Below are 23,449 nucleotides of genomic sequence, written 5' to 3'. Positions count from 1 at the left end.
CGCACTAAAGCCCGCGCGGGCCGGCATGGCAAGCCATGTCCGGGATCGGATTTGACTTTAATCAATCGATTGATTAAAGTCTGCCGCATGATCAAGCCGCCCGAAGCCCGAACTCCTCGCCGCGAGCCGCCCGCCGCGGAGATGACGCGTGAAGCCCTGGTCCGCGCGGCGCTCAAGCTGTTCGGACGACAAGGCTTCGACGGCACCTCCACGCGCGAGATCGCGGCGGAGGCCAAGGCCAATATCGGTTCCATTGCCTATCACTTCGGCAGCAAGGAGGGGCTGCGCCTCGCCGCCGCCGACCATATCGTGGACACCATACAATCGGTCGCCGGCCAGGCACTCGGCGAGGCGGGGGCGCCGGCAATCGCGAACCCCGAGACGGCGCGCGCGCAGCTGTTCGCGGCGCTGGAGCGGATGGTGGCATTCGTCGTGGCGCAGCCGCAGGCCGGTGAGATCGTGCAGTTCGTGCTGCGCGAGCTCTCGCACCCGACCGCGGCGCTCGACCGCATCTATGACGGCGTGTTCGAGCCGACGCATCGGCGCCTGTGCCTGCTTTGGGAACAGGCGACCGGCGAGGCGGCCGAGAGCGAGGCGACCCGGCTCACCGTGTTCACGCTGATCGGACAGGTCATCTATTTCCGCATCGGCCGCGAGGCGGTCATGCGCCGCATGGGCTGGCGCGAGATCGGCGCCGCCGAGGCCGCCAAGGTGGCGGCCGTCACATCGGACAACCTCGGCGCCATACTGGCCGCCCGTAAGGGATCGAGACGATGAGCTTTCTTTGTTCGCTGCCGCTTGCCGCTCAACTCTTCGGCGCCTGCGCACCGGCTTCGCCGCTGGCCGTCGGCTATGTCGAAGGCGACTATGTGCTGCTGGCGCCGATCGAGGTGGCGCAGGTCGAGACCGTCGCGGTCAAGCGCGGCGATCGCGTCACATCGGGCACCACGATCGTGACGCTGGAAAACGCCGACGCGAAAATCGCGGTCGCACAGGCCACGGCAAGTCTCGCCCAGGCGCGGGCGCAGCTTGCCGATCTGCAGGTAGGCAAGCGGCCGGAAGAAATCGCCGCCCTCAAGGCCCAGGTCGACATGGCCAAGGCGCAGGCTGACGATGCCAGACGCAAATACGACCGCGCTGCCGACCTCTTCAAGCGCGGCACCGGCACGCAGGCCGACTACGACACCGCCTCGGCCACGCTGGAGACGGCCAACGCGCAGGTCGGACAGGCGCAGGCCAATCTCGCCGCGGGCGGCCTGCCGGCGCGTCCCGAGACGATCAAGGCCGCCGAAAGTCAGGTCAAGCAGGCACAGGCCGCGCTCGACCAAGCGGCGTGGCGGCTATCCAAGCGCACCCTGGCGGCCCCTTCTCCGGGCCGCGTCAGCGACGTCATTCGCAATCCGGGCGACACCGCAGGTCCGACCGCGCCCGTCATCTCCGTGCTGCCCGACGGCGCGGTGAAGCTCAGCGTCTATATACCGGAAGCCGCCTTCTCCTCGGTCAAGGTCGGCACCTTGCTCCGCGTCCATTGCGACGGCTGCGGCCCGGATGTGAAGGCGCGCGTCAGCTATGTCTCGCCCGATCCGGAATTCACCCCGCCGGTGATCTATTCGCTGGAGAACCGGCAGAAGCTGGTCTACCTCGTCGAGGCGCGGCCGGAGGGCAGCGCCGGCGCCTTGCAGCCGGGCCAGATCGTCGACGTCGAGCTGGCGGTTTCAGGGAAATGAACGTCATCGACGTGCACGGCCTGGTCAAGCGCTTCGGCGACAAGACCGTCGTCGACCATGTCACGATGACGGTGGCGGAAGGCGAGATCGTCGGCTTCCTCGGCCCCAACGGCTCGGGCAAGACCACCACCATCCGCATCATGTGCGGCCTGCTGACCCCGGACGAGGGCGAAGGCACGGTGCTGGGTTTCGACATCCTCACCGACAGCCTGCGCATCAAGCGCGAGGTCGGCTACATGACGCAGAAATTCTCGTTCTACGAGGATCTGACGATCGGCGAGAACCTCGAATTCGTGGCGCGGCTCTACCGGTTGAAGCCGGTCGAGGAGCATGTCGCCAGGACCTTGGAGGAACTCGGCCTGACGACACGCCGCAACCAGCTCGCCGGGACGCTGTCGGGCGGCTGGAAGCAGCGGCTGGCGCTGGCCGCTTGCATCATGCACAAGCCCAAGCTGCTTCTGCTCGACGAGCCGACGGCCGGCGTCGACCCCAAGGCGCGGCGCGAGTTCTGGGACGAGATCCACCGGCTGGCGAGCGGCGGGCTGACCGTGCTGGTCTCCACCCACTACATGGACGAGGCCGAGCGGTGCCATCGCATCAGCTATATCTCCTACGGCAAGATGCTGGCGACGGGCACCGTCGCCGAGGTGGTCAGGAATGCCGGCCTGACCACTTTCGTCCTGCAGGGCCCGCGCCTCGACCAGGTGGCGCAAGCGCTCGAAGGCCGGCCGGGCGTCGACCAGGTGGCGCCGTTCGGCGCGACGCTGCATGTCGTGGGAGCCGACAAGAAGAAGCTGGAGGCGGCGCTGGCCGATGTCGAGAAGGAGCACAAGGGCGTGACGGTGGCGCCGGGCGAAACCAGCCTCGAGGACGTCTTCATCCAGTTCATGTCCGGCTCGAAGGACAACATGGCATGAACGCGGTCTTCTCCTTCGCCCGGCTCGGCGCGCTGCTGATCAAGGAGTTCATCCAGATGCGCCGCGACCGCATCACCTTCGCCATGATGCTGGGCGTGCCGCTGATCCAGCTGGTGCTGTTCGGCTACGCCATCAACAACGACCCGAAGAGCCTGCCGGCGGCACTCGTGGCGACGAGCAGCGATCCCTATACGCGCGCCATGGTCTCGGCGCTGCAGACCACCGGCTACTACCGTTTCGACCATGTGGCGCAAAGTGCCGAGGAGGCCGAATTCCTGATGGCGCGCGGCGACGTCGCCTTCGTCGTCACCATTCCGGCCGATTTCGCGCGGCGGGTGGAGCGCGGCGACAATCCGCAGATCCTGATCGAGGCCGACGCCACCGACCCGGCGGTTGCCAGCGGCGCCATCTCGACGCTCAGCACCGTCGCCGGCCAGGCGCTGCTCAGAGCGCAAGGCATGCAGGAGGCCGCCGCCGAGGCCGCCCGGGGCCAGCTCGATGTGGTCGTGCACCGGCGCTACAATCCGGAGGGCATCTCGCAATACAACATCGTCCCCGGCCTGCTCGGCGTCATCCTGCAGATGACGATGGTGATGATGACCTCGATCGCGCTGACGCGCGAGACAGAGCGCGGCACGATGGAGAACCTGCTCGCCATGCCGTCGAGCCCGCTCGAGATCATGCTGGGCAAGGTGCTGCCCTATCTGGCGGTCGGCGCGGTGCAGGTCGTGGTGGTGCTGGCGGCGTCGAAGCTTCTGTTCGCCATTCCCTTCACCGGATCGATGACGCTGCTCTTGTCGGCGGTGCTGGTGTTCGTGCTGTCCCTGGTGCTGCTCGGCTACACGATTTCGACCGTCGCGCGCACGCAGATGCAGGCCTTGCAGCTCACCTTCTTCTTCTTCCTGCCGTCGATCATGCTTTCAGGCTTCATGTTTCCCTATCGCGGCATGCCGGGCTGGGCGCAGATCTTCGGCGAGATCTTTCCCCTGACGCATTTCCTGCGCATCACCCGTGCCGTCATGCTGAAGGGCGCGCAGCTGCCGGCGGTGGCCGTGGAGATCGGCTGGCTGGTGGTGTTCGTGGCGCTGTTTGCCGGCGTCGCCCTGGTCCGCTTCCGCCGCACGCTGGACTGAAAAACAGCCCCTGAGAGGGTCCAGGGTTCCATCGAGCCCTGGACCCTCCCGTTGGAACCATGCTTCTGCCCCGGCGTTGTCGATCAGCCTCGCCGCTGCCACTTGCGGGCCAAGACGGCCCCCTCAGTGCAAGCGAAGCCCTTGGCATCTCGAGTCCGGCCGGATCATCTGGCGGGATGCGGAATGCCATCAAAACAACGGGATAGAGCGCAGACTTGCAAGTGTATTGCGCTCTATCGACCAGCAATGGAGGCAATGATGAGACTGTATCTTTCCGCCACCGCGGCCGGGCTTCTGCTAGCCGCCGGCATCGGTGCCGCCGCTGCTCAGGACGTGATCATCGAGCCGCAGCAGGAGACCGTCATCCGCGAATATGTGCACAAGAAGCCGATCGCCTCGGTCGACCTGCTGGGCGTCCAACTGGCCATCGGCTCGACCTTGCCGGACACTGTGGAGCTGCATGCGATCGATGTTCCTGATGTGCAGTACCGCTATGTCGTCGTCAACGGTCAGACCGTCCTCGTCGATCCCGGAACCCGTCGCATCGTGAAAGTCATCGACTGACGGCACCGTCATCAGCTGACGGGCACTGGGCAATTCCAGGAAAAGTGCGCAGCGGTTTCCATCCGGAATTGCGAAACAACAAAGGCTGCCCGCCCTGCCACGCGGGGCGGGCGTCAGGCGGCAGCAGCCATGATCTTGGCATAGGCGTCGAAATCGACATTGCCGCCAGAGAGCACCACGGCCACGCATTTGCCTGCCAAGTCGATCCTGCCCGACGAGAGCGCCGCCAGCCCGACGCAGCCGCCGGGCTCCACGACCAGCTTGAGATGGGCCATGGCGTCGCGCATGGCCTGCTTCGTCGCCTCCTCCGAGACGGCAATGCCGCCGGCCAGCGTCCTGCGATTGATCTCGAAGGTGAGCGCGCCCGGCTCGGCGACGAGAAGCGCGTCGCAGATTGAGGTGTGGCCGGGCTCGTTCGCTACCCTGGCGCCCTTGGCCAGCGACCGGCTGGTGTCGTCGAAAAATTCCGGCTCTGCCGCCCAGACGGCGGTGGCGGGCGAACCGTCCTTGACCGCGATCGAAATCCCGCTGCTCAGCCCGCCGCCGCCACAGGGAACGATGACGGCGTCGAGGCTCACGCCAAGCGCCTTGGCCTGACGCAGCAATTCGAGGCCGATCGTGCCCTGGCCCGCGATGATGGCGGGATCGTCATAGGGCGGCACCAGGACCATGCCCTTCTCCACGTAAGGCCGAACCACGGCCACGCGGTCTTCGCGGACGCGATCGAAGGCGACCACTTCGGCGCCCATCTTGCGGACATTGCCGATCTTCATGGCCGGTGCGTCCGACGGCATGGCGATGACCGCCCTGACGCCGAACATGGCGGCGGAAGCGGCAACGCCTTGCGCATGATTGCCCGAGGAAAAAGCGACCACGCCGCGGCCGCGCTCCTCGGCCGAGAGCGAGGACAGCTTGTTGTAGGCGCCGCGGAACTTGAACGAGCCGGTACGCTGCAGCGTTTCCGGCTTGAACAGGATGCGGCCGCCGAAGCGGCTGTTGAGCTCGGGCGATTCGATCAGCGGCGTCTCGACGATAAGGCCGGAGAGCCGGGCGGCGGCGGCGTGGATATCGGCGATGCCGGGAGGCGTGGTCATGGCGGGTCCTGTAAGATGTGGTCCGGCCATGGTGCACGCAAAGGGCCGCGCGAGGCCAACAAAAAAATGTAACCGTCACAAGGTTTGGGATCACGACGGCCGGCAGTGCTGGCAGTCACCTGCCTGCCGGTCCGTCCAGTTCAACCCTCACCCCAACAACGTCCGCTGCCGCTTGTTGCCGCCGGCCTTGCGCCAGGCATTGAAGCGATGGGTGGCGGCGGCAAAGGAAATCTTCATCTGCTGGGAGACCGAATAGCGCGACTTGCCTTCGTCGAACATGCGGTAGCAGCACTCGACGCCTTCCTCGGTCAGCTTGCCGTCGAGGGTCTTGTTGTGCGGGTTGGCGGGATCGAACTTCTCGATCTGCTGCTCGACCAGACCTTTCAGGCGCTGCAGATCGGCCTCGATGCTGGCTATGAGGTCGAGGACGGGTTTCGGGTCGAAGTGATGGGCGTGCGGCTTTGCAGTCATCGGCGGCTTCCTCGGTTGTTGGCTTGGAGTTCCGTCATATAAGTGAACATTTGCCGATAATGAAGGGCCGGCGCCGAATGGCTGCTTCAACAAATCTTGACTGCCGCCCAGGCGCACGATTGACCGATGCGGCAGCAAACCTTAGTTTAGAACAATTCTAAACTAGGGTGATTTCCTCATGCTTTCCCGTGTTTTCGGCTTCGGCCGCCGCTCCTTCGATTCGCTCTCCGAACAGGAGATCCTGGCGCTTGCCATCTCGTCGGAAGAAGACGACGGTCGCATCTACCGCGCCTATGCGGATGGGCTGGCGGAGGATTTTCCGCAATCGGCCAAGATGTTCGAGGACATGGCCGAGGAGGAGGACGGTCATCGCGACGCGCTGATCGAGCTTTTCCGCAGGCGTTTTGGCGAGCGCATTCCGCTGATCCGGCGCGAGCATGTGAAGGGCTATTACGAGCGCAAGCCCGACTGGCTGGTCAAGCCGCTCGGCATCGAGCAGGTACGCCGCCAGGCCGAGGCGATGGAGCGGCAGGCCTACCTGTTCTATGTCGAGGCGGCCAGGCGCACCACCGATGCCTCGACCAGAAAGCTGCTCGACGAACTGGCGGCGGCGGAACAGAGCCATGAGAGCATGGCGCAGCGGCTGGAGCAGCAGCACGTGCCGGGCACCGTGAAGGTCGAGGAGGCGACGGCCGAGCAGCGCCAGTTCATCCTCACCTATGTGCAGCCGGGACTGGCCGGACTGATGGACGGTTCGGTATCGACGCTGGCGCCGATCTTCGCCGCCGCTTTTGCCACGCACGACACCTGGCAGACGCTTCTCGTCGGCCTCGCCGCCTCGATCGGCGCCGGCATCTCGATGGGCTTCACCGAGGTCGCCTCCGACGACGGCAAGCTGTCGGGCCGCGGTTCGCCGGTCAAGCGCGGCCTGACCGTGGGCATCATGACGACGCTCGGCGGCCTCGGCCATGCACTGCCCTACCTCATCCCGCATTTCTGGACGGCGACAGCGGTTGCCGCCGTGGTGGTGTTCTTCGAACTCTGGGCCATCGCCTTCGTCCAGAACCGCTACATGCAGACACCCTTCCTGCGCGCGGCCTTCCAGGTGGTGCTCGGCGGCGCGCTGGTGTTCGCGGCGGGCGTGCTGATCGGGAACGCATAGGGTTCTTCCTTCTCCCCCTTTTGGGAGAAGGAAGGACCTGCCGATTACCCGTTCACCGCCCGGCTATCCACCGGCGCCTGTTGCCTTTCACTCAAGCCATAATCGCGCACGACGTGCGCGATGCGCAGGCGGTAGCCGGCAAAGATGCCGCCGCGCCCGGCCTGCTGGGCCTGCCGGTGTTCTTGCGTGTTGCGCCAGGCCTTCACCGCTTCCTCGTCGCGCCAGAACGATAGTGACAGGATGCGGTCCGGATTGGCGAGGCTCTGGAAGCGCTCGACCGAGATGAAGCCATCGATGCTTTCAAGCAGCGGCCGCAACTGCGCGGCGATGTCCAGATAGGCATCGCGCCTGCCCGCAGCCGGCTCGACCTCGAAGATGACGGCGATCACGGCAGCACCAGCTTCGCGTGCGGGCCGGACGCCAGTTTCAGGAACATGCGGTCCTCCTTGAGGATGAATTTTTCACGGCGGGCGAATTCGTAGTTTGCCTTGCCGGCCGGGTCGGCGGCAAGCCGGGCCCTATAGGCTTCATAGGCAGCCAGGCTTTCTATGTTGTAGGCGGCATAGGCGGTCGTGGCCGAGCCTTCATGCGGCGCGTAGTAGCCGATCAGGTCGGCGCCGCAGCGCGGAATGGCCTGGCCCCAGTTGCGGGCATATTCCTCGAACGCGGCCTTGCCGAACGGATCGATCTCGTAGCGGATGAAGCAGGTGATGGTCATTTCGGTCTCCCTGAATTTGACGCACAGATAATTCGATCTCTGTCGAAACGTCGCCTACGCCGGTGTGCTAAGCAGTTTCCTGTCAGGAGCATCGTCAGCGCTCCTTGAGCTCAGCGAAGGATAGTGATTATCTGGCGAGAATGCTTCGATAGGGATGAAACTATGCGCGAAGGACCCGACATTGCCCGCATCGCCAGCCTGATCGGCGACCCGGCCCGCGCCAACATGCTCAACGCACTGATGGGCGGCACGGCGCTGACGGCAAGCGAACTGGCGCTTGAGGCCGGCGTCTCGATGCCGACCGCCTCCTCGCATCTGTCGAAACTGATGGAAGGCGGGCTGCTGACCGTGGCAAGCCAGGGCCGGCATCGCTATTACGGGCTCGCCGGGCCGCAGGTGGCTGAAATGATCGAAGCCATCGCCGGCGTCGCCGAAACCATCGGCCCCAGGCGCGTGCGGCCGGGCCCGCGCGACGGGGCGATGCGCGTGGCGCGCGTCTGCTACGATCATCTTGCCGGCGAGCAGGCGGTGGCGATGCTCGACCGCCTCATCGACCGGAGACTGCTGCTGCGAGACCACGGCGAAATCCGCTTGGCGCCTTCGGCCGCCTCGCATTTCGCGGCGCTAGGGATCGATGTGGAGGCGAAGGCCCGGCGGCCGGTGTGCCGCGCCTGCCTCGACTGGAGCGTACGGCGCTCGCATCTCGCCGGCACGCTGGGCGCCGCCATCCTCGACAAGATCCTCACCGAGAAATGGGCGCGCCGGGAGAAGGACAGCCGCGCCGTGATTTTTTCGCCGCCCGGCAAACAGGCGTTCGAGAAGGTGTTTTTGGCTTGAGCTATCGGCGCTGTTGCCAGCATCGATTCGTCGGCGGGACAGGCGCGAAGGATCGCCGCGCTGCAAATGCGGGCAGGATTACCCCCGCTTCAACACCTTCCCCTTCTTGAAGAAATCCTTCCACGGATCGGCTTCCGCGAGTTGCTTCAGCGTCGTCTTGTCGCCGATGGGGAATGCGTTCGGCGGCAGGCCGGCCTCGATCTCGGCCCAGGTCACCGGCATCGACACCGTGGCACCCTTCTTGGCCCGCGACGAGTAGGGCGCCACCGTGGTCGCGCCGCTGCCATTGCGCAGATAGTCGACGAATATCTTGCCGGTGCGCGCCTTCTTGGACAGCGTCGCTGTGTAGCGGTCGGGCGCGCCCTGTTCCAGCGCGCGCGCGAAATCATGGGCGAAGCCTTTCACCTCCTCCCAGTTGGCCGACGGCTTCAGCGGCACGACGACATGAAAGCCCTTGCCACCCGACGTCTTGACGAAATTGGGCAGCGACAGCTCGTCAAGCTTGCCCCTTATGTCGAGTGCCGCCGCCCGCACCGCCTTCACGTCGACGCCTTCATCGGGGTCGAGATCGAAGACGATCTGGTCAGGTCGTTCGAGCTCGTCGATGGTGCAACCCCAGATGTGGATCTCGACCACGCCGAGCTGGACAAGTGCCGCGACGCCGTCGAAGTCACGGATAAACAGGATTTCCTCGCCATCCGTGGGATCCCTCGTTTTCTCGATCTTGTCATGCATGCCTGGCGAGGCATGCTTCTGGAAGAAGCGCTGGCCGCCGACCCCGTCGGGGGCCCTGACCAGGCTGAGCGGGCGGTTGACCACGAATTGTTTCATGCGCGGCCACACCAGCGCGTAATGATCGAGCAGCCCCTGCTTGGATATCTTTTCGTCGGGCCACAGCAGCTTTTCTGGGTGGGACAGCTTCACCGTGGTGGTTGCCGCCCTTGCCGGCGTTGCGCCGCTTGACGCCGGCTTGGCCCGGGCCGTGCTTTTGCCTGTCGGTGCCTTCGGCTTTTCCTGCACGACTTCCTCCGCCGGCTTGTCCTCGCGCAGCCCCTGGAACGAGGCGTGGCGTACTATACGGTCGGAGGTCCAACTGCGGAACTCCACTTCGCCGACAAGCTCCGGCTTCACCCAGACCAGGCCCTTGCCCCTCGGCACGGCCTTGTCGAAGGGCGACGACTTCGTTTGCAGCGCATCGAGCTTCTTCTTCAGGGCATTGGCGCCGCCGGTCGAGAAGCCGGTGCCGACGCGGCCGGCATAGTGCAGCTTGCCGGCCTCGAAATAGCCAAGCAGCAGCGAACGCAGCCCGCGCCCGGTCTTGTCGGACGGCAGGTAGCCGGCGATGACGAACTCCTGTCGCAGCGTGCATTTCGACTTCACCCAGGACGGCCCGCGCCCGCTGCGGTAGACCGCGTCGGCGCGCTTGGAGACGACGCCCTCCAGTCCCATGCGGCAGGCATGCTCGAGCATGACCTTGCCGGGCTCGGCGAAATGGTCGCTGAATTGGACCGCCGAATCCTCCGGCTGGCCGGCCAGCAATTCCTGCAAGGCCTGCCTGCGCTCGACCAGCGGCTCGCGGCGCAGGTCCCGCCCATTCAGCCGCATCAGGTCGAAGACGTAGTAGATGAAGCGATCCGTGCGCTTCGCCGACAGGTCGGCCTGCAAAAGCGCGAAGGAAGAGACGCCGCTGTCGGCCAGCACCACGATCTCGCCGTCGATGATGGCGTCGCTGCATTTCAATCCGGCGAGCTCGGCGACGATCGCGTCGCCGAATTTCTTCGTCCAGTCGAGGCCGGTGCGGGTGAGCAGCCGCACGTCCGTGCCGGCGATCTGCGCCTGCATGCGATAGCCGTCGAACTTGACCTCATGCAGCCAGTCCTCGCCCGGCGGCGCTTCCCGCTCGAGCGTGGCCAGTTGCGGCTCGATGAAGTCGAGGCGCTTTGCGTGTCCGGCCTTGGCCTGGGCGGCGGCCGGTTTGTTGGAGTGCCAGACTTTCGCCTTCTCCCCTTTCGCGGCCTTGCCCGCCCCGACCTCCTCGATCGTCAGGCCCGACTTCACCGATTTCGGCGCTTCCTCCAGAATATCCTCGCCCGGGCGCGCCGCGCCATCGTCCGACTTGATCAGCAGCCAGTTGTCGCGCTTCTCGCCGGGGCGCGGTCTCAGCCGCACCAGGTGCCAGCGGCCGTGCAGCTTGTGGCCGTTGAGCTCGAAGTTGATATGGCCCTTCTTCATCGCCTTGGCCGGATCGCCCTCGGGCACCCATGTGCCCTCGTCCCAGACGATGACCGAGCCGGCGCCATATTCGCCCTTGGGAATGGTGCCCTCGAACGGCGCATAGTCGATCGGATGGTCCTCGACATGCACGGCGAGCCGTTTCTCGTGCGGATCGAGGCTGGGCCCGCGCGTCACCGCCCAACTCCACAGCACACCGGCATGTTCGAGGCGCAGGTCGTAATGCAGCCTGGTCGCGGCGTGCTTGTGGATGACGAAGATGCCGCCGGCCTCGCTCTTCTTGCCGCGGGCGACCTTGCCGGAGGGTTCGGCGGTTTTCCTGAAATCGCGCTTGGCATGATATTGTTCGAGGCTGGCCATCGCTACGTGTCCTCACGCCGATTTGCGCTTGGGCGCGGCTTCTTTAGGCTTGCCGCGTTTGGCCGCCGGCTTGGCTTTCGCCGAGGCCTTGCCGCGACGTTCGCCCGATCCGCCATCCGACGAAAGGCTCTTCTTCAGCGCATCGAAAAGATTGACGACATTGGACGGCTTGGGCGCCGCCTTGGCCTTCGGCGCCTTGCGGCCCGCCTTCTTGGCGCGGATCAATTCGAGCAGCGCATCCTCGTATTTGTCCTCGAATTTCGAGGGATCGAACTTCGCTTTCTTCTTGTCGATGATGAGCTCGGCCAGATCGGTCATCTCCTGATCCGTCTTTACCGATTCGATGTCGCCGAAGACGGTGTCCGGCTGGCGCACCGTGTTGTCGTAGCGCAACGTCGTCAGCACCATGCCCTTGCCGAGCGGTTCGATGAGCACGGGACGTTCGCGCCGATAGAGCACGATGCGCGCCAGGCCCGCCATCTTCTTGCCGGCCATCGCGTCGCGGATGACGGCGAAAGCGTCCTGCGAGACCTTGTCGGCCGGCGCGACGTAATAGGGCGTATCGAGATAGATCTGCTCGATGGAGGATTTGTCGACGAAGCCGTCGAGGCTCATTGTGTGCGAGGACTCGATCTGGATGGCCTCGATCTCGTCCTCTTCGATGTGGATGAACTTGCCATCGTCGTCCTCGTAGCCCTTTATCTCGTCGCCATCCTCAAGCGGCTTGCCGGTTTCGGCGTCGACATAGATCCGCTTCACCGTGTTGCCCGTCTCACGGTTGAGGATGCGAAAAGAGACCTTCTCGGCATGGGTGACGACATTGGTCAGTTCGATGGCGCAGGTGACCAGCGAAAGCTTCAGATAGCCTCTCCAGGCGGGACGCGGCGCCATGATGATTTCCTGTAGAGAAAGACCTGGCTGGAACGGACGACGACCCCAACGGTTCCAATCCGGTCGAGCCAAGGCCGGCGCGATTGCCACCGGCCCCGGCTCTTTCAGCCCCTATTCGGCGGCCTGCAGGTTGATCTTGCTTTCCGCTATTTCGGTCAGCTTTCGATCCGTCGCCTGCTCTTCCTTGAGGTTCTTGGCCAGCACGTTGGCGCAGTCGCTGCGGCCAAGCTGCTTGGCCCAGGCGATCAAAGTGCCATAGCGGGTCATCTCATAGTGCTCGACCGCTTGCGCCGAGGCGATCAGCGCCGCATCCAGCACCTCCTTGTCGTCGACGTCGCCGCTGACGTCGTCGGCTTCCTCGAGGATGCCGTCTATGGCCGGGCAGTTGACCTCCTTGGCCTTGACGCCGTGCAGTTCGAACACCTGCTCTACGCGCTCGACATGGCCCCTGGTCTGCTCGAGATGTTTCTCGAAGCCGGCCTTCAGCTGCGGATCCGTCGCCTTGTCGATCATCTTCGGCAATGCCTTCTCGATCTGCTTTTCGGCATAATAGATGTCGCGCAGCGTGTGCACGAAGAGGTCGTCCAGGGTTTTGATGTCCTTCGAAAAGAAGCCCATGATTGCGGCCCTTCCTTTGCTCTTGCGGTTGCGGGTTAGCGTGGGGCCGCAGGTCGGCGGCCCCATGGGCCGGCCATGCCGGCTCGAAGAATCAACGTCTCGTCCCAGGCCGGGTTCCGGACTTGCGGCGGCGAGCAAGGAAAATTCTCCCGCCAGGGCGAAAGCTGAAACGCAACCGCACCCAGGCGACATCCAAACGAAACATATGTGATGCAAAAGTCACACACGCCGAAATGGCGACAAAAGGCGTGGAAAGACCCCGAATCAGCCGCATTCCGGCCATGAAGCGACGGGTTTTCGACCAGAAATTAACATCGCGTTCACCGACTATTCACGCCTCGACGCTATGATTTCCGCAATTCGGAAGGGACACCCGAAAGTCGGGACAGGGACAGGTAAAATGAACTTCCTCACGCACCTCATCGGCTATGCCGCAGCCATCCGCGAATTCGTCGCGCCGACCTATCGGCCCGAGCGCTACTACATGCGCGGGCCGGGCCCGGCCTGCGCTCGTCGCGGCACCTCGCTGGGCGCGCACTGACCATGACTTTCGAGAGCCGACACAACAGCCGCATCTGCAGGCCTGACGCCGAGTCGCGCGCCACCACCTATCGCGCCGAGCGCCCGGCCTTCGCCGATCGGCGGCGTGCGACATCGCCGCGGCTTTGAGACCGCCTTCGCCGGCTTAATGTCTCAGGACACGAGCCGCCGAGGCCCGCGTGAGCGACCTTCTCCAGCCCAGTCGGCCCCAGTCCAGTCGGGCCCAGTCCAAGCCGTCCTTCTGAATACCCTTCGATGCAAGCCATCCGCTGACCGTCTTCGACGGCGCTGGCTCCAGCCGGGATGATAGTGCGCTACCGCGGCAGGCTCGTGCCGTCCGGAGCACACGGCTCCAGCACGATCGTGCCGCCGGCCACCTTGCCGAGTTCTCGGCAACCCTGATCTGCGCACAGTGTCCAACCATCACCGGTCGCGCCGGAGGCGGCGAGCATAAGGCTTCGCTGCGGCCCGACCTTCGGAGCATAGACCCACCAGCCGTCTCGCAGCACCGCGCCCTCCGGTGGTTCCATGCCGGCGCCCGAGCCCTTTATGCGCGCCTCGGTGACTTGCAGGCCGGAAGGCATCACCTTCCAGTGTTCCTCCCAGCGCGTGCGCTCCACCGAGTGCGTCCAGGAGAGGGTGAAGGCGGCGGCCGCCAGCGTCACCGTCTTGCCGGCGGCAAGGATACACAGGCTCATGCTTGGGCCGTCGCCCGCCGCGCACGCCAGAAATGCCAGCCGATCCAGGCAAACGACAATGCCCAGCCTGTCTCGTCGGTGAGCGGGATCGCCGCGACCAGCAGCACGCCGGCACAGAAGGCGATGAGCCGTTCCCACCACGCCATGCGCCTGGCAAGGAAGCCGACGGCGGCGGCGCCCCACAGCACGATGCCCATGCACGCCTTGACGACGATGTAGGCGACCTCGACGGGGTAGCCGAACTGGGCGGCGATCGGGCCTGGATCCTGCAGCATGAGCGCCGGCGTGTAGACCGCCATGAACGGCACGACGAAGCCGGCAATGGCAAGCTTGGTCGCCTGGATGCCGATCTTGAGGCCGCTTTCCCTGGCCATCGGGGCGGCCGCGAAGGCGGCCAGCGCCACCGGCGGCGTGAGATCGGCCATGATGCCGAAGTAGAAGACGAACATGTGGCTGACCACCAGCGGCACGCCGAGCGACAGCAGCGCCGGGCCGGCCAGCGAGGAGGTGATGATGTAGTTGGGAATGGTCGGGATGCCCATGCCAAGCACCAGGCAGGTGAGCATGGTCAGCACCAGGGACAGGAACAGATTGTCCTGGCCGATGGAGATGATCCAGCCGATGAAAGTGGAGGCGATGCCGGTGAGCGTCAGCGTGCCGATGACGATGCCGACGATGGCGCAGGCGATGCCGACCGGCAGCGCGTTCTTAGCCCCTTCGGCAAGTGAATCCACGCAGATCCGCAGCGTTTCGCGCCCGCCCTTGAAGGCGAAGCAGGCGACGACGAGAGCGGCGATGACGAGGCCGAGTATGTTGACGCCGAAGCGCATGAACGAGGCGGCGGCAAGCCCGAGCGCCAGCCAGAAGACGACGCGGAAGGCGAGCGGTCCGATCAGGGCCGCCAGTGGGGTGCCGAGGATGAGCACGATGGTCAGCGCCAGCCCCATCGTGCCGGCGAAGATCGGTGTGTAGCCGGCAAACAGGAGATAGATGAGGGCCGCCAGCGGCAGCACCAGCGGCCAGTGCTGGCGCACGGCATCCCAGGGATTGGGCAGTTCGGCCTTGGCCATGCCGTGCAGGCCGGCCTTGCCGGCTTCCAGATGCACCTGCCAGAAACAGGCGCCGAAATAGAGCAGCGCCGGGATGATCGCCGCCTTGACCACTTCGGCATAGGGGATGTTCAGCGTCTCGGCCATGATGAAGGCGACCGCGCCCATCACCGGCGGCATGATCTGGCCGCCCATCGAGGAGGTCGCCTCGACGGCGCCGGCGAAGGCCGAGCGGAAGCCGAAGCGCTTCATCAGCGGGATGGTGAACTGGCCGCTGGCCACGACATTGGCAACGCCGGAGCCGGAGATGGTGCCCATCAGCGCCGAGGACAAAACGCAGACCTGCGCCGGGCCGCCGCGCCACGAGCCGACCAGGCCGAGCGCGAAATCGTTGAACAGCGCGATCATGCCGGCGCGTTCGAGGAAGGCGGCGAAGACGACGAAGATGAAGATATAGGCGGCCGAGACATAGACCGGCGTGCCGTATATGCCTTCGGTGCCGTAGGCGAAAGTGTCGACGAGCTGGGCGAAATCGTAGCCGCGATGGATGAAGGGCGGCGGCAGATGGTTGCCGACGAAACAATAGGCGAGAAAGATGAAAGCGATGATCGCCAGCGGCAGTCCCATCAGCCGCCGGGCCGCCTCGAAGACCAGCACCACCAGCACCGCGCCGACGACAAGATCCGGCGTGGTGAGGAAACCGGAGCGGCGGATGAGGTCGGTGTAGAACACCCAATTGTAGAGGCCGGTGCCGAAGCCGAGCACGCCGAACGCCCAGAACACGGCCTTGGCCGGCAGGCTTCGGGCGCGCAGGTTGGCGATCAGGCCAAAGCCGAGCAGCAGCAGGAAACCGACATGCATGGCCCGCACCACCTGGCTCGGGATGCTGCCATAGGCGGCGACGTAGATCTGGAACACGGAAAAGGCGACGGCGATGAGGAAGGCAGCCTTGCCGGCGATGCCCTCGCCAAAGCCCGGCGGCAAGCCTTCGACCTGCTCTTCGGCGACGGGGAGATGGAAGGTGGAGGATTTGCCGTCGGCTGTCGTTCCATGCGTTGTTTCGCTCATCCGATGCACTCCAAAATGAGCGAATGACAGTGCGAAGACATCTCAGATAGTCCTCCGCCTACTTCAGCAGCCCCTTCTCCTTGTAATAGCGTTCCGCGCCCGGATGCAGCGGCACCGGCATGCCGTCGAGCGCCTTGGCAGGGTCGATCGCCTTGGCGGCGGCGTGGGCGGCGGCTAGTTGGTCGAGATGCTCGAACATCAGCTTGGTCATCTGATAGGCCGTCTCGTCGGAAACATCGGCGCGGGTGACGAGGAAATTGCCGACGGCCGCGGTCGCGACGTCCTCGGCCTGGCCCTCATAGGTGCCCTTGGGGATAACCACCGACAGATAGGGGGCGCCGATCTTGGCGACATCCTCGGCCGGCACCGCGACGACGTTGATCGGCACCGAGGTGGCGAGATCGCGGATCGAGGCGACCCCGAGGCCGGCCGACTGCAGCGTGGCATCGAGCTGGCGGTTCTTGATCAGCTCGACCGATTCGGCGAAGGGCAGGTATTCGACCCGGCCGAGATCCTCGTATTTCAGGCCGGCGGCGGCAAAGATGGCACGCGCGTTGAGCTCGGTGCCGGAGGCCGGCGCGCCGACCGACAGGCTCTTGCCCTTGAGGTCGGCCAGCGTCTTGATGCCGGATTCCTGGCTGGCGACGATCTGGATATAGTTGGGGTAGATGGCGGCGATGCCGCGCAATTTGTCGAGCTTGCCGGGGAAGCCGGCCTCGGCATTGCCTTCGGCGGCCATCTTGACGGAATCGCCGAGCGCGAAGGCGATCTCGCCCTTGCCCTGCTGCAGCAGGTTGAGGTTCTCGACCGAAGCCTTGGTGGCCTGCACCTGGGTGCGGGCGCCTGCGATGCCCTTGCTGTAGATTTCCGACAGCGCCACGCCGAGCGGGTAGTAGACGCCCGACGTGCCGCCGGTCAGCACGTTGATGAATTCCTGTGCCCTGGCCGAGGCAATGCCGAGTCCAAGCGATAGCGCCATTGCGCCGGCCGCAACGAACTTCGTTCTGAAATGGAACATCCGGTTTCCTCCCTGAAATATTGGCTGCCGCACCACCTCCTCGATGCGAACCGGCCAAGTTTAGACGGCGGGCCGCAAATGCCAACCCGCAATTGCATTCATTAGACGAACGGTTGAATGGATGCGGAAACAGCTCCCGGCTTGCGCGGGACGCGACCGTGGCCGAAAGATTTTTTCCGGCACCTGTCGAAATCGGCCCTTGCCGCGCGACATATGTCCGGCTCGCAAGGACGCGGCCTACGAAACCACGGGAGAAGACCCATGCGATACATGCTTTTGATCAACAACGACGAAGCCGCACTGGCGAATACGCCGATCGAGAAGGCTCAACAGATGAGCGCGGCCTATGGCGCCTATACCGAAGCGTTGAAGAAATCCGGCGCGTGGCTGGCCGGAGAAAGGCTGCGCCCGACTCAGGCAACCACCTCGGTGCGGATCACCGACGGCAAGACCAACGTGATCGACGGCCCCTATGCCGACACCAAGGAGCAGCTTGCCGGCTTCTACATGATCGAAGCGGCCGACATCGATACCGCCATCGAATGGGCGGCGCGCTGCCCGGCGGCCAGCACAGGCACGGTCGAGTTGCGGCCGATTTGGGAAATGGCCGAATACATGCCCAAGAAATGACGATGTGATGGACAGCAGCTCGCAGATTGCCCGGGCAGCCGCCGAGGCCGCCGCCCGGCAAAGCTACGGCAAGCTGGTCGCCTGGCTCGCGGCGCCCACGCGCGACGTGGCCGCCGCCGAGGACGCGCTGGCCGACGCCTTTGCAGCGGCGCTCGAACGCTGGCCACGAACCGGCGTGCCCGAAAAGCCGGAGGCCTGGCTGCTTGCCGTGGCAAGGCGGCGGCGTGTCGACGCGGTGCGGCGGCGGCTCACCAGCGAAGCCGGCCGCGACCATCTCAAGCTGATTGCCGAGGAGGCGGAGGCGTGCATGACCGACCAGGACCTGCCCGACGAACGGCTGCGGCTGATGTTCGCCTGCGCGCATCCGGCGATCGAACCTGGCGTGCGCGCGCCGCTGATCCTGCAGGCCGTGCTTGGTTTCGACGCCGCGACGATCGCCTCCGCCTTCCTGGTTCCGCCGGCGACAATGGGCCAGCGCCTGGTGCGGGCCAAGGCCCGCATCCGTGAAGCCGGCATTCCGTTCCGCGTACCGGAGCGGGCCGAACTCGGCGAGCGCCTGGATACCGTGCTGGAGGCCATATACGCGACCTTCGCCGAGGGCTGGTCCGACCCGGCGGGCACAGAGACGCGGCGCCGGAACCTGGCCACCGAAGGGATCTGGCTCGGCAGGCTGGTGGCCTCGCTGCTGCCGGACGAACCGGAGGCGCTGGGCCTGCTTGCGCTGATGCTGTTCGCCGAGGCGCGCCGTACCGCGCGCCGCGATGGGTCCGGAGATTATGTGCCGCTCGCCGAGCAGGATCATGCGCTTTGGGATCATGCCTTGATCGACGAGGCGGAAACCCTGCTCGGCCGCGCCGCCTCCATGGGCGTGATCGGCCGCTACCAGCTCGAGGCGGCCGTGCAGTCCGTTCACGCGGCGCGGCGGCTGAGCGGCGAGACCGACTGGGTGGCGATCCGCGAATTCTACGACGCGTTGCTTTCGATCGCACGATCGCCCGTGGTGGCGATCAACCGCGCGGTGGCGATCGCCGAAGCCGAGGGCGCCGTGGCGGGGCTGGCGGCGCTGTACGTGCTTGGCGACGACAAGCGGCTCAATGATTACCAGCCCTATTGGGCAGCGCGCGCCGGCCTTCTGGCCAGGCTCGGCCAGGTGCCGCAGGCGGTCGAAGCCTATGACCGTGCGATCGGCCTTGAAAGCGATCCGGCGGTACGCCGCTTCCTGCAGGGAAAACGCGCGACGCTCAGGCATTGAAATGCCTGAGCGCGGTGCTTTGCCGATGAATTGTTCAGCCCGGCCACATTTCGTGCGATGCGTTGAGCGTCTTCATCAGCGGGTGCTCGCGAAGCCTGGCCCACAGGCGTTCGATGTCGGGCCAGGCAGTGCGTGCCTTGCCGCTGTCGGGATGCCAGGCCACCAGCATGGCCAAATAGATATCGGCCACCGACATCGCCTCGCCTGCCAGCCAGTCGCGGCCGCGCAAGGCGGCATCGACGACGGCAAAGCCGCGGTCCATCTCGGCCACGGCCGCCTGCTTGACGGCCTTGGCGCCGTCGGCGTCGGCCGTGTAGCGCGGCGCGTAGTAGAAACGCAGCACCGCCGGATAGAGGGCGGACGACATGAACGCCATCCAGCGCAGGAAGTCGGCGCGGGCCGGTTCATCGGCCGCCGGCGCCAGCCCGGCCCGCGGATGGCGTTCGGCGAGCAGGATGCAGATGGCCGCCGATTCGGTCAGCGAGCGGCCGTCCGGCAAGGTCAGCACCGGCACCTGGTTCAGCGGGCTGATGTGGAGGAAAGCGGGATCGGGCCGATCGGATTTCGGTACGTCGATCTGCTCGAACGGCGCCTTGGCCAGCGCCAGGGCCGCCTCGACAACGAAGCCGCCGCTGCCGGGACGGGTGTAGAGCTTGTACATGAGGTCCTCCGCCGGCCCTGCGGGGGCCGGGGGCGATATGAACCGGAAGCAGGGCGCTGCTCAAGCCCGTGGCATCCGCCACGGCGGGTTTTTTCAGCGGGCCAGGCTAAGCACCTTTGTGTTAGGCGCTCGGCAGGGGGCGTGTCGAAACTTGACAGGCGACGCGTCGTATCGCTTCGCCCAACGAAGACCCTAAGCGCCCAGCCCTTCGAACAGGATCGTCGACAAATAGCGCTCGGCGAAGGACGGGATGATCACCACCAGGTTCTTGCCCTTGTTCTCCGGCCGCGAGCCGACGACGATCGCCGCCTGCAAAGCGGCGCCCGAGGAGATGCCGACCGGCACGCCTTCCAGCCGGGCGACGAGGCGGGCATTGGCGACCGAATCCTCGTTCGAGACCGTGACGATTTCGTCATAGATGGTGGTGTCGAGGATTTTTGGCGCGAAGCCGGCGCCGATGCCCTGGATCTTGTGCGGGCCAGGCTGGCCGCCCGACAGCACCGGCGAGGTTTCCGGTTCGACCGCGACGACATGCAGCGAAGGCTTGCGCTTCTTCAGCACCTGGCCGACGCCGGTGATGGTGCCGCCGGTGCCGATGCCGGAGACGATGATGTCGACCTCGCCATGGGTGTCGTTCCAGATCTCCTCGGCAGTCGTCGTGCGATGGATCTCGGGATTGGCCGGGTTCTCGAACTGCTGCGGGATGATGGCGTTGGGGATGGTGGCCGCCAGTTCGTCGGCCTTGGCGATGGCGCCCTTCATGCCTTTCGGCCCTTCGGTCAGCACCAGTTCGGCGCCGAGCAGCGCCAGCATCTTGCGGCGCTCGACCGACATGGTCTCGGGCATGGTGAGGATCAGCTTGTAGCCCTTGGCGGCGGCAGCGAAGGCAAGCGCTATGCCGGTATTGCCCGAAGTCGGCTCGATCAGCGTCGTCTTGCCGGGAGCGATCTTGCCCGATGCCTCGAGCGCCTCGATCATCGCCACGCCGATACGGTCCTTGACCGAGGCGATCGGGTTGAAGAATTCGAGCTTGGCAAGGAGATGGGCAACGATGCCCTTCTCCTTGGCGAATTTGTCGAGCCGCACCAGTGGCGTGTCGCCGATCGTATCGGTGATGGAATTGTAGATGCGGCCACGGCCGGGAACACGAGCGGAGGCGGCGAACTTGTTCATTGGTTTGGCTCCCAGAATGTCAGGCGGATGGAACTGATCTCAGACGGATGGCCGCCAAGATAGGCCTTCCACGGACGCAAGATAGACCGTCGCCCGAAAATATCCGAGTGGGGCCCGTGTCTAAAACGCCTCGGCCTCGGAAAAGCGTTCCCGCAAAAGCCAGTCCGGCGGAATGCCTTGGCAAAAATGGCCCTATTGGCGGGCGGCGATCGCCGCCGCCGCGCCGACCATGAAACCGGCCGCGGTGCGGTTCAGCGCCTTCAGGGCGCGCGGCGAGCGCAGGAACCAGCGCGCCTTGGCCGCCAGCGCCAGATAAGGCACCAGCACCACGAACAGGACGAGGACGGTGAGTGCGGCGAGGATGCCGTAGTCGGCCAGCGTGATGGTCTTGAGGTCGACGATGGTCGGCGTGATGGCGAGATAGAAGATCATCGTCTTCGGATTGCCGAGCGTCACCGTCAGGCCGGCGAGGAAGCTCGACGCTAGCCCGCCCTTGCCTTTCCTGGCCTCGACCGTCTCGGGCGTGATGCCGGCGGTCCAGAAGCGCCAGCCGAGGAAGGCGAGATAGGCGACGCCGGCCCATTTGACGGCGAGGAACACCAGGCCGAAGGTCTGCGCGACAAAGGCAAGCCCAAGCACCACGGCGGTGAGATAAAGGAGGTCGCCGAGCATCAGGCCGAAGGACATGGCCAGCGACGAGCGGAAGCCGGAACCGAGCGCGCGCGCCACAAGCGCGGTGATGCCGGGGCCGGGAATGGCCGCGGCCAAGCCGAGGGCGGCGCTGTAGGCGAGAAAGCCGGTGAGGGTCATGGATCGAGCCTTGCGTCCGCGAAACTGCTGGGACGGCGCCTTGTCGCACAGAGTTTCGCGGGCGGGAATTGCCTGGAGCCGGATTTGGTTGCACCAGGCATGCCCCGTGCTCGAGGCCTCCCAGCGGATCAGGACCGGCCGTCGCCGTAGGTCACGCGCCAGATGGTGCCGTTGCCGTCCTCGGTGACGATCAGCGCGCCGTCGCTCGCCACCGCCACGCCGACCGGCCGGCCCCAGACCTCGCCGCCGGAGGTGACGAAGCCGGTCATGAAATCCTCATATTCGCCGGTCGGCTTGCCGTCCTTGAACTTGAGCCGCACCACCTTGTAGCCAGTCCTGTTGCCGCGATTCCACGAACCGTGCAGGGCGACGAAGGCGTCGCCCCTGTATTCGGCCGGAAAACCGGATCCTGCGCGGACATTCCTGCCGTCGTAGAAGGCGATGTTGAGCGGCGCCGAATGCGCCTGCATCAGAATGTCGGGGACGGTGACCTTGCCGGCAAGGTCGGGACGCGCGCCCTTGTGGCGCGGATCCTCATTGTCGCCGATATAGTACCAGGGCCAGCCGTAGAAGGCGCCTTCCTTCACTTCGGTCGCATATTCGAACGGCACGTTGTCGCCGAGCGCGTCGCGCTCGTTGACCACGCACCACAGCGCGCCCGCCGCCGGCTGGATGGCCATGCCCGAACAGTTGCGCAGGCCGGTGGCGACGATGCGCCCATTCCTACCGTCCGGGTCGAAAGCCCTGACGTCGGCGCGGCCTTCCTCCGCGCCCCAGGTGGCGCCGAGCGGCTTCGACCTGGCCCAGGCGTCGAGCCCGCCCCGCGGTTTCCTTGCCATGTCCTGGGCGGCGTTCGAGCCGGAGCCGACCGAGAGATACAGCGTCTTGCCGTCCGGCGAGAAGGCGATGTCGCGGGTCCAGTGATGAGTGGCCGGAATATCGCGGACGATGGTTTCCGGCTCGCCGGAGGCCTCCAGGTCGCCATCGCGGTAGGGAAAGCGCACGATGCTGTCGCTGTTGGCGACATAGACCCATTGCGGGTTGTCCCCAGGCGGGTAGAAGGCGATGCCGTAGGGCTGGTTGAGATTGCGGGCGAAGATGCCGTCCCTGACAGGTTTCGCGCTGCCCTCGCCGAGACGGTAGACGCGGATCTGGTTGGCCTCGCTGTCGGCGACGAACAGGTCGCCATTGGGCGCGACGCGCACGACGCGCGGATTGTCGATGCCCGAAGCGATCAGTTCCGCCGAAAAGCCCGCCGGCAGCCGCGGCTCGGCGCCTTGCGGCCTTTGCACCGGACCGGCGCCGTTCGAGGCGGATCTGGTGACATAGGGCCTGGGCTGGTCTTGCGGGCTGATCAACCGGCGCACGCCCGGCGCATCGGCCCGCCAGTCACCGAATGCGGCCGCGCCCTTCAGCACCGGCTCTTCCTGCTGGGCCAATGCCGTCGCGGCGAAGAGCAAGGCAGCAGCGATTACCACGGCGCCGGCAAGTCGGATCATCCCAGTCTCCAGCTTCTCGCTTCTTCATGCATGTCGTTGTCCCAAGACCGAAGTCACATGCATCAAGGGAACGGGCGGGCTCGGCAGTCGTTCCGGACGACACGGGGAGTTGAAGGAATTCGGGTCAGCTATCCGCGTCGAGATCGAGATCGGCGTCGAGGTTCTTTTCCAGTTCGACGAGATCGGCCGGCAGCGGCATGCCCATGGCGCGGATTTCGCGCAGCTTCTCGCGCAATTGCTCCTGCACTTCGCGCACATCCTCAGGCTGGTTGACCATCTCCTCCAGCAGCAGGCTGATCTGGGCCTTGAACGATTCCAGCGCCATCT

The 23,449-nt window shown here is 65.4% G+C and carries 25 protein-coding genes; 10 read left to right on the top strand and 15 right to left on the bottom strand.

The genetic code is table 11. From position 1 onward, the window contains the following. Positions 1-87: 87 nt before the first annotated feature. The 5 genes from LB545_RS03485 to LB545_RS03465 all read left to right on the top strand — a co-directional run bounded on the left by LB545_RS03485 (position 88) and on the right by LB545_RS03465 (position 4,341). The gene (locus tag LB545_RS03485) at positions 88-777 is read left to right on the top strand and encodes a CerR family C-terminal domain-containing protein (RefSeq protein ID WP_224704424.1); all 690 of its coding nucleotides are present in this window, start codon (positions 88-90) and stop codon (positions 775-777) included. Then, a complete protein-coding gene (locus tag LB545_RS03480; RefSeq protein ID WP_140728742.1) occupies positions 774-1,727 on the top strand; it encodes an HlyD family secretion protein in 954 nt (317 codons plus the stop codon). Before LB545_RS03485 ends, LB545_RS03480 begins: the two co-directional genes overlap by 4 nt. Next, a complete protein-coding gene (locus LB545_RS03475) occupies positions 1,724-2,644 on the top strand; it encodes an ABC transporter ATP-binding protein (protein ID WP_140563813.1) in 921 nt (306 codons plus the stop codon). The genes LB545_RS03480 and LB545_RS03475 overlap by 4 nt, the downstream gene beginning before the upstream one ends. Continuing rightward, complete coding sequence (locus LB545_RS03470; RefSeq protein ID WP_140559144.1) at positions 2,641-3,777, top strand: ABC transporter permease; 1,137 nt, start codon at positions 2,641-2,643, stop codon at positions 3,775-3,777. Before LB545_RS03475 ends, LB545_RS03470 begins: the two co-directional genes overlap by 4 nt. 258 nt (positions 3,778-4,035) lie before the next feature. After that, entirely contained in the window at positions 4,036-4,341 is a 306-nt protein-coding gene (locus LB545_RS03465) for a DUF1236 domain-containing protein (RefSeq protein WP_140491773.1), read from the top strand. Between the two features lie 113 nt (positions 4,342-4,454). Here LB545_RS03465 and LB545_RS03460 read toward each other — a convergent pair whose 3' ends face one another. Beyond that, positions 4,455-5,435, bottom strand: a complete 981-nt coding sequence (locus LB545_RS03460; RefSeq protein WP_140649524.1) for a threonine/serine dehydratase — start codon at positions 5,433-5,435, stop codon at positions 4,455-4,457. Between the two features lie 147 nt (positions 5,436-5,582). Then, complete coding sequence (locus LB545_RS03455; protein WP_140491777.1) at positions 5,583-5,906, bottom strand: hypothetical protein; 324 nt, start codon at positions 5,904-5,906, stop codon at positions 5,583-5,585. 178 nt (positions 5,907-6,084) lie between these two features. Between LB545_RS03455 and mbfA the strand changes: the two genes are divergently transcribed. Then, positions 6,085-7,068: an iron exporter MbfA gene (gene mbfA, locus LB545_RS03450; protein WP_140491779.1), complete on the top strand. Its 984-nt coding sequence runs from the start codon at positions 6,085-6,087 to the stop codon at positions 7,066-7,068. Positions 7,069-7,112: 44 nt separating this feature from the next. Here the strand turns inward: mbfA and LB545_RS03445 are convergent, their stop codons facing one another. Then, positions 7,113-7,457 (bottom strand): antibiotic biosynthesis monooxygenase family protein, encoded by a 345-nt coding sequence (locus LB545_RS03445; RefSeq protein ID WP_140554710.1) that lies wholly within the window; start codon positions 7,455-7,457, stop codon positions 7,113-7,115. Continuing rightward, on the bottom strand, positions 7,454-7,786 hold the full coding sequence (locus LB545_RS03440) for an NIPSNAP family protein (protein ID WP_140491782.1): 333 nt from the start codon (positions 7,784-7,786) through the stop codon (positions 7,454-7,456). The genes LB545_RS03445 and LB545_RS03440 overlap by 4 nt, the downstream gene beginning before the upstream one ends. A 162-nt stretch (positions 7,787-7,948) precedes the next feature. Between LB545_RS03440 and LB545_RS03435 the strand changes: the two genes are divergently transcribed. Then, complete coding sequence (locus LB545_RS03435) at positions 7,949-8,623, top strand: ArsR/SmtB family transcription factor (RefSeq protein ID WP_140554711.1); 675 nt, start codon at positions 7,949-7,951, stop codon at positions 8,621-8,623. Positions 8,624-8,701: 78 nt separating this feature from the next. Here the strand turns inward: LB545_RS03435 and ligD are convergent, their stop codons facing one another. From ligD to LB545_RS03420, 3 genes are all read right to left on the bottom strand, one after another. Beyond that, positions 8,702-11,215, bottom strand: a complete 2,514-nt coding sequence (gene ligD / locus LB545_RS03430; RefSeq protein ID WP_224704422.1) for a DNA ligase D — start codon at positions 11,213-11,215, stop codon at positions 8,702-8,704. A gap of 12 nt (positions 11,216-11,227) precedes the next feature. Next, positions 11,228-12,106 (bottom strand): Ku protein, encoded by an 879-nt coding sequence (locus tag LB545_RS03425; RefSeq protein WP_140649511.1) that lies wholly within the window; start codon positions 12,104-12,106, stop codon positions 11,228-11,230. 111 nt (positions 12,107-12,217) lie between these two features. Then, complete coding sequence (locus tag LB545_RS03420; protein ID WP_140491790.1) at positions 12,218-12,724, bottom strand: ferritin-like domain-containing protein; 507 nt, start codon at positions 12,722-12,724, stop codon at positions 12,218-12,220. Between the two features lie 400 nt (positions 12,725-13,124). Here LB545_RS03420 and LB545_RS03415 point away from each other — a divergent pair, with 400 nt between their 5' ends. Further along, entirely contained in the window at positions 13,125-13,265 is a 141-nt protein-coding gene (locus LB545_RS03415; protein ID WP_013892047.1) for a hypothetical protein, read from the top strand. 313 nt (positions 13,266-13,578) lie between these two features. On the opposite strand, the gene LB545_RS03410 is transcribed toward LB545_RS03415, so the two are convergent. Genes LB545_RS03410 through LB545_RS03400 form a run of 3 tightly spaced genes read right to left on the bottom strand, consistent with a single transcriptional unit; the run spans position 13,579 to position 17,097 of the window. Further along, positions 13,579-13,962, bottom strand: coding sequence for a DUF1850 domain-containing protein (locus LB545_RS03410; protein ID WP_140524413.1), 384 nt, complete (start codon positions 13,960-13,962; stop codon positions 13,579-13,581). Next, a complete protein-coding gene (locus tag LB545_RS03405; RefSeq protein WP_140524415.1) occupies positions 13,959-16,079 on the bottom strand; it encodes a TRAP transporter permease in 2,121 nt (706 codons plus the stop codon). The genes LB545_RS03410 and LB545_RS03405 overlap by 4 nt, the downstream gene beginning before the upstream one ends. A gap of 58 nt (positions 16,080-16,137) precedes the next feature. Next, complete coding sequence (locus LB545_RS03400) at positions 16,138-17,097, bottom strand: TAXI family TRAP transporter solute-binding subunit (RefSeq protein ID WP_140514134.1); 960 nt, start codon at positions 17,095-17,097, stop codon at positions 16,138-16,140. A 261-nt stretch (positions 17,098-17,358) separates the two neighbouring features. Between LB545_RS03400 and LB545_RS03395 the strand changes: the two genes are divergently transcribed. Both LB545_RS03395 and LB545_RS03390 read left to right on the top strand, forming a co-directional pair. Next, positions 17,359-17,727 (top strand): YciI family protein, encoded by a 369-nt coding sequence (locus tag LB545_RS03395; protein WP_140491798.1) that lies wholly within the window; start codon positions 17,359-17,361, stop codon positions 17,725-17,727. 7 nt (positions 17,728-17,734) lie between these two features. Further along, positions 17,735-18,979 (top strand): RNA polymerase sigma factor, encoded by a 1,245-nt coding sequence (locus LB545_RS03390; protein ID WP_140559153.1) that lies wholly within the window; start codon positions 17,735-17,737, stop codon positions 18,977-18,979. A 34-nt stretch (positions 18,980-19,013) separates the two neighbouring features. Here the strand turns inward: LB545_RS03390 and LB545_RS03385 are convergent, their stop codons facing one another. The 5 genes from LB545_RS03385 to LB545_RS03365 form a co-directional block, all read right to left on the bottom strand. Further along, positions 19,014-19,640, bottom strand: coding sequence for a glutathione S-transferase family protein (locus LB545_RS03385; RefSeq protein WP_140514133.1), 627 nt, complete (start codon positions 19,638-19,640; stop codon positions 19,014-19,016). 192 nt (positions 19,641-19,832) lie between these two features. Then, complete coding sequence (gene cysK, locus LB545_RS03380) at positions 19,833-20,813, bottom strand: cysteine synthase A (RefSeq protein ID WP_140514132.1); 981 nt, start codon at positions 20,811-20,813, stop codon at positions 19,833-19,835. A 192-nt stretch (positions 20,814-21,005) separates the two neighbouring features. Next, a complete protein-coding gene (locus tag LB545_RS03375; RefSeq protein WP_140514131.1) occupies positions 21,006-21,623 on the bottom strand; it encodes a LysE family translocator in 618 nt (205 codons plus the stop codon). Between the two features lie 128 nt (positions 21,624-21,751). Further along, on the bottom strand, positions 21,752-23,122 hold the full coding sequence (locus LB545_RS03370) for a PQQ-dependent sugar dehydrogenase (protein WP_140491808.1): 1,371 nt from the start codon (positions 23,120-23,122) through the stop codon (positions 21,752-21,754). Positions 23,123-23,246: 124 nt separating this feature from the next. Beyond that, a complete protein-coding gene (locus LB545_RS03365; RefSeq protein ID WP_140491810.1) occupies positions 23,247-23,447 on the bottom strand; it encodes a hypothetical protein in 201 nt (66 codons plus the stop codon). Positions 23,448-23,449 lie beyond the last annotated feature (2 nt).

The sequence above is a fragment of the Mesorhizobium sp. BR1-1-6 genome, from assembly GCF_020165355.1.
Taxonomy (GTDB): domain Bacteria; phylum Pseudomonadota; class Alphaproteobacteria; order Rhizobiales; family Rhizobiaceae; genus Mesorhizobium.
Note: the sequence above shows the minus strand (reverse complement) of the source record. Positions and strands in the feature narration are given on the sequence as shown.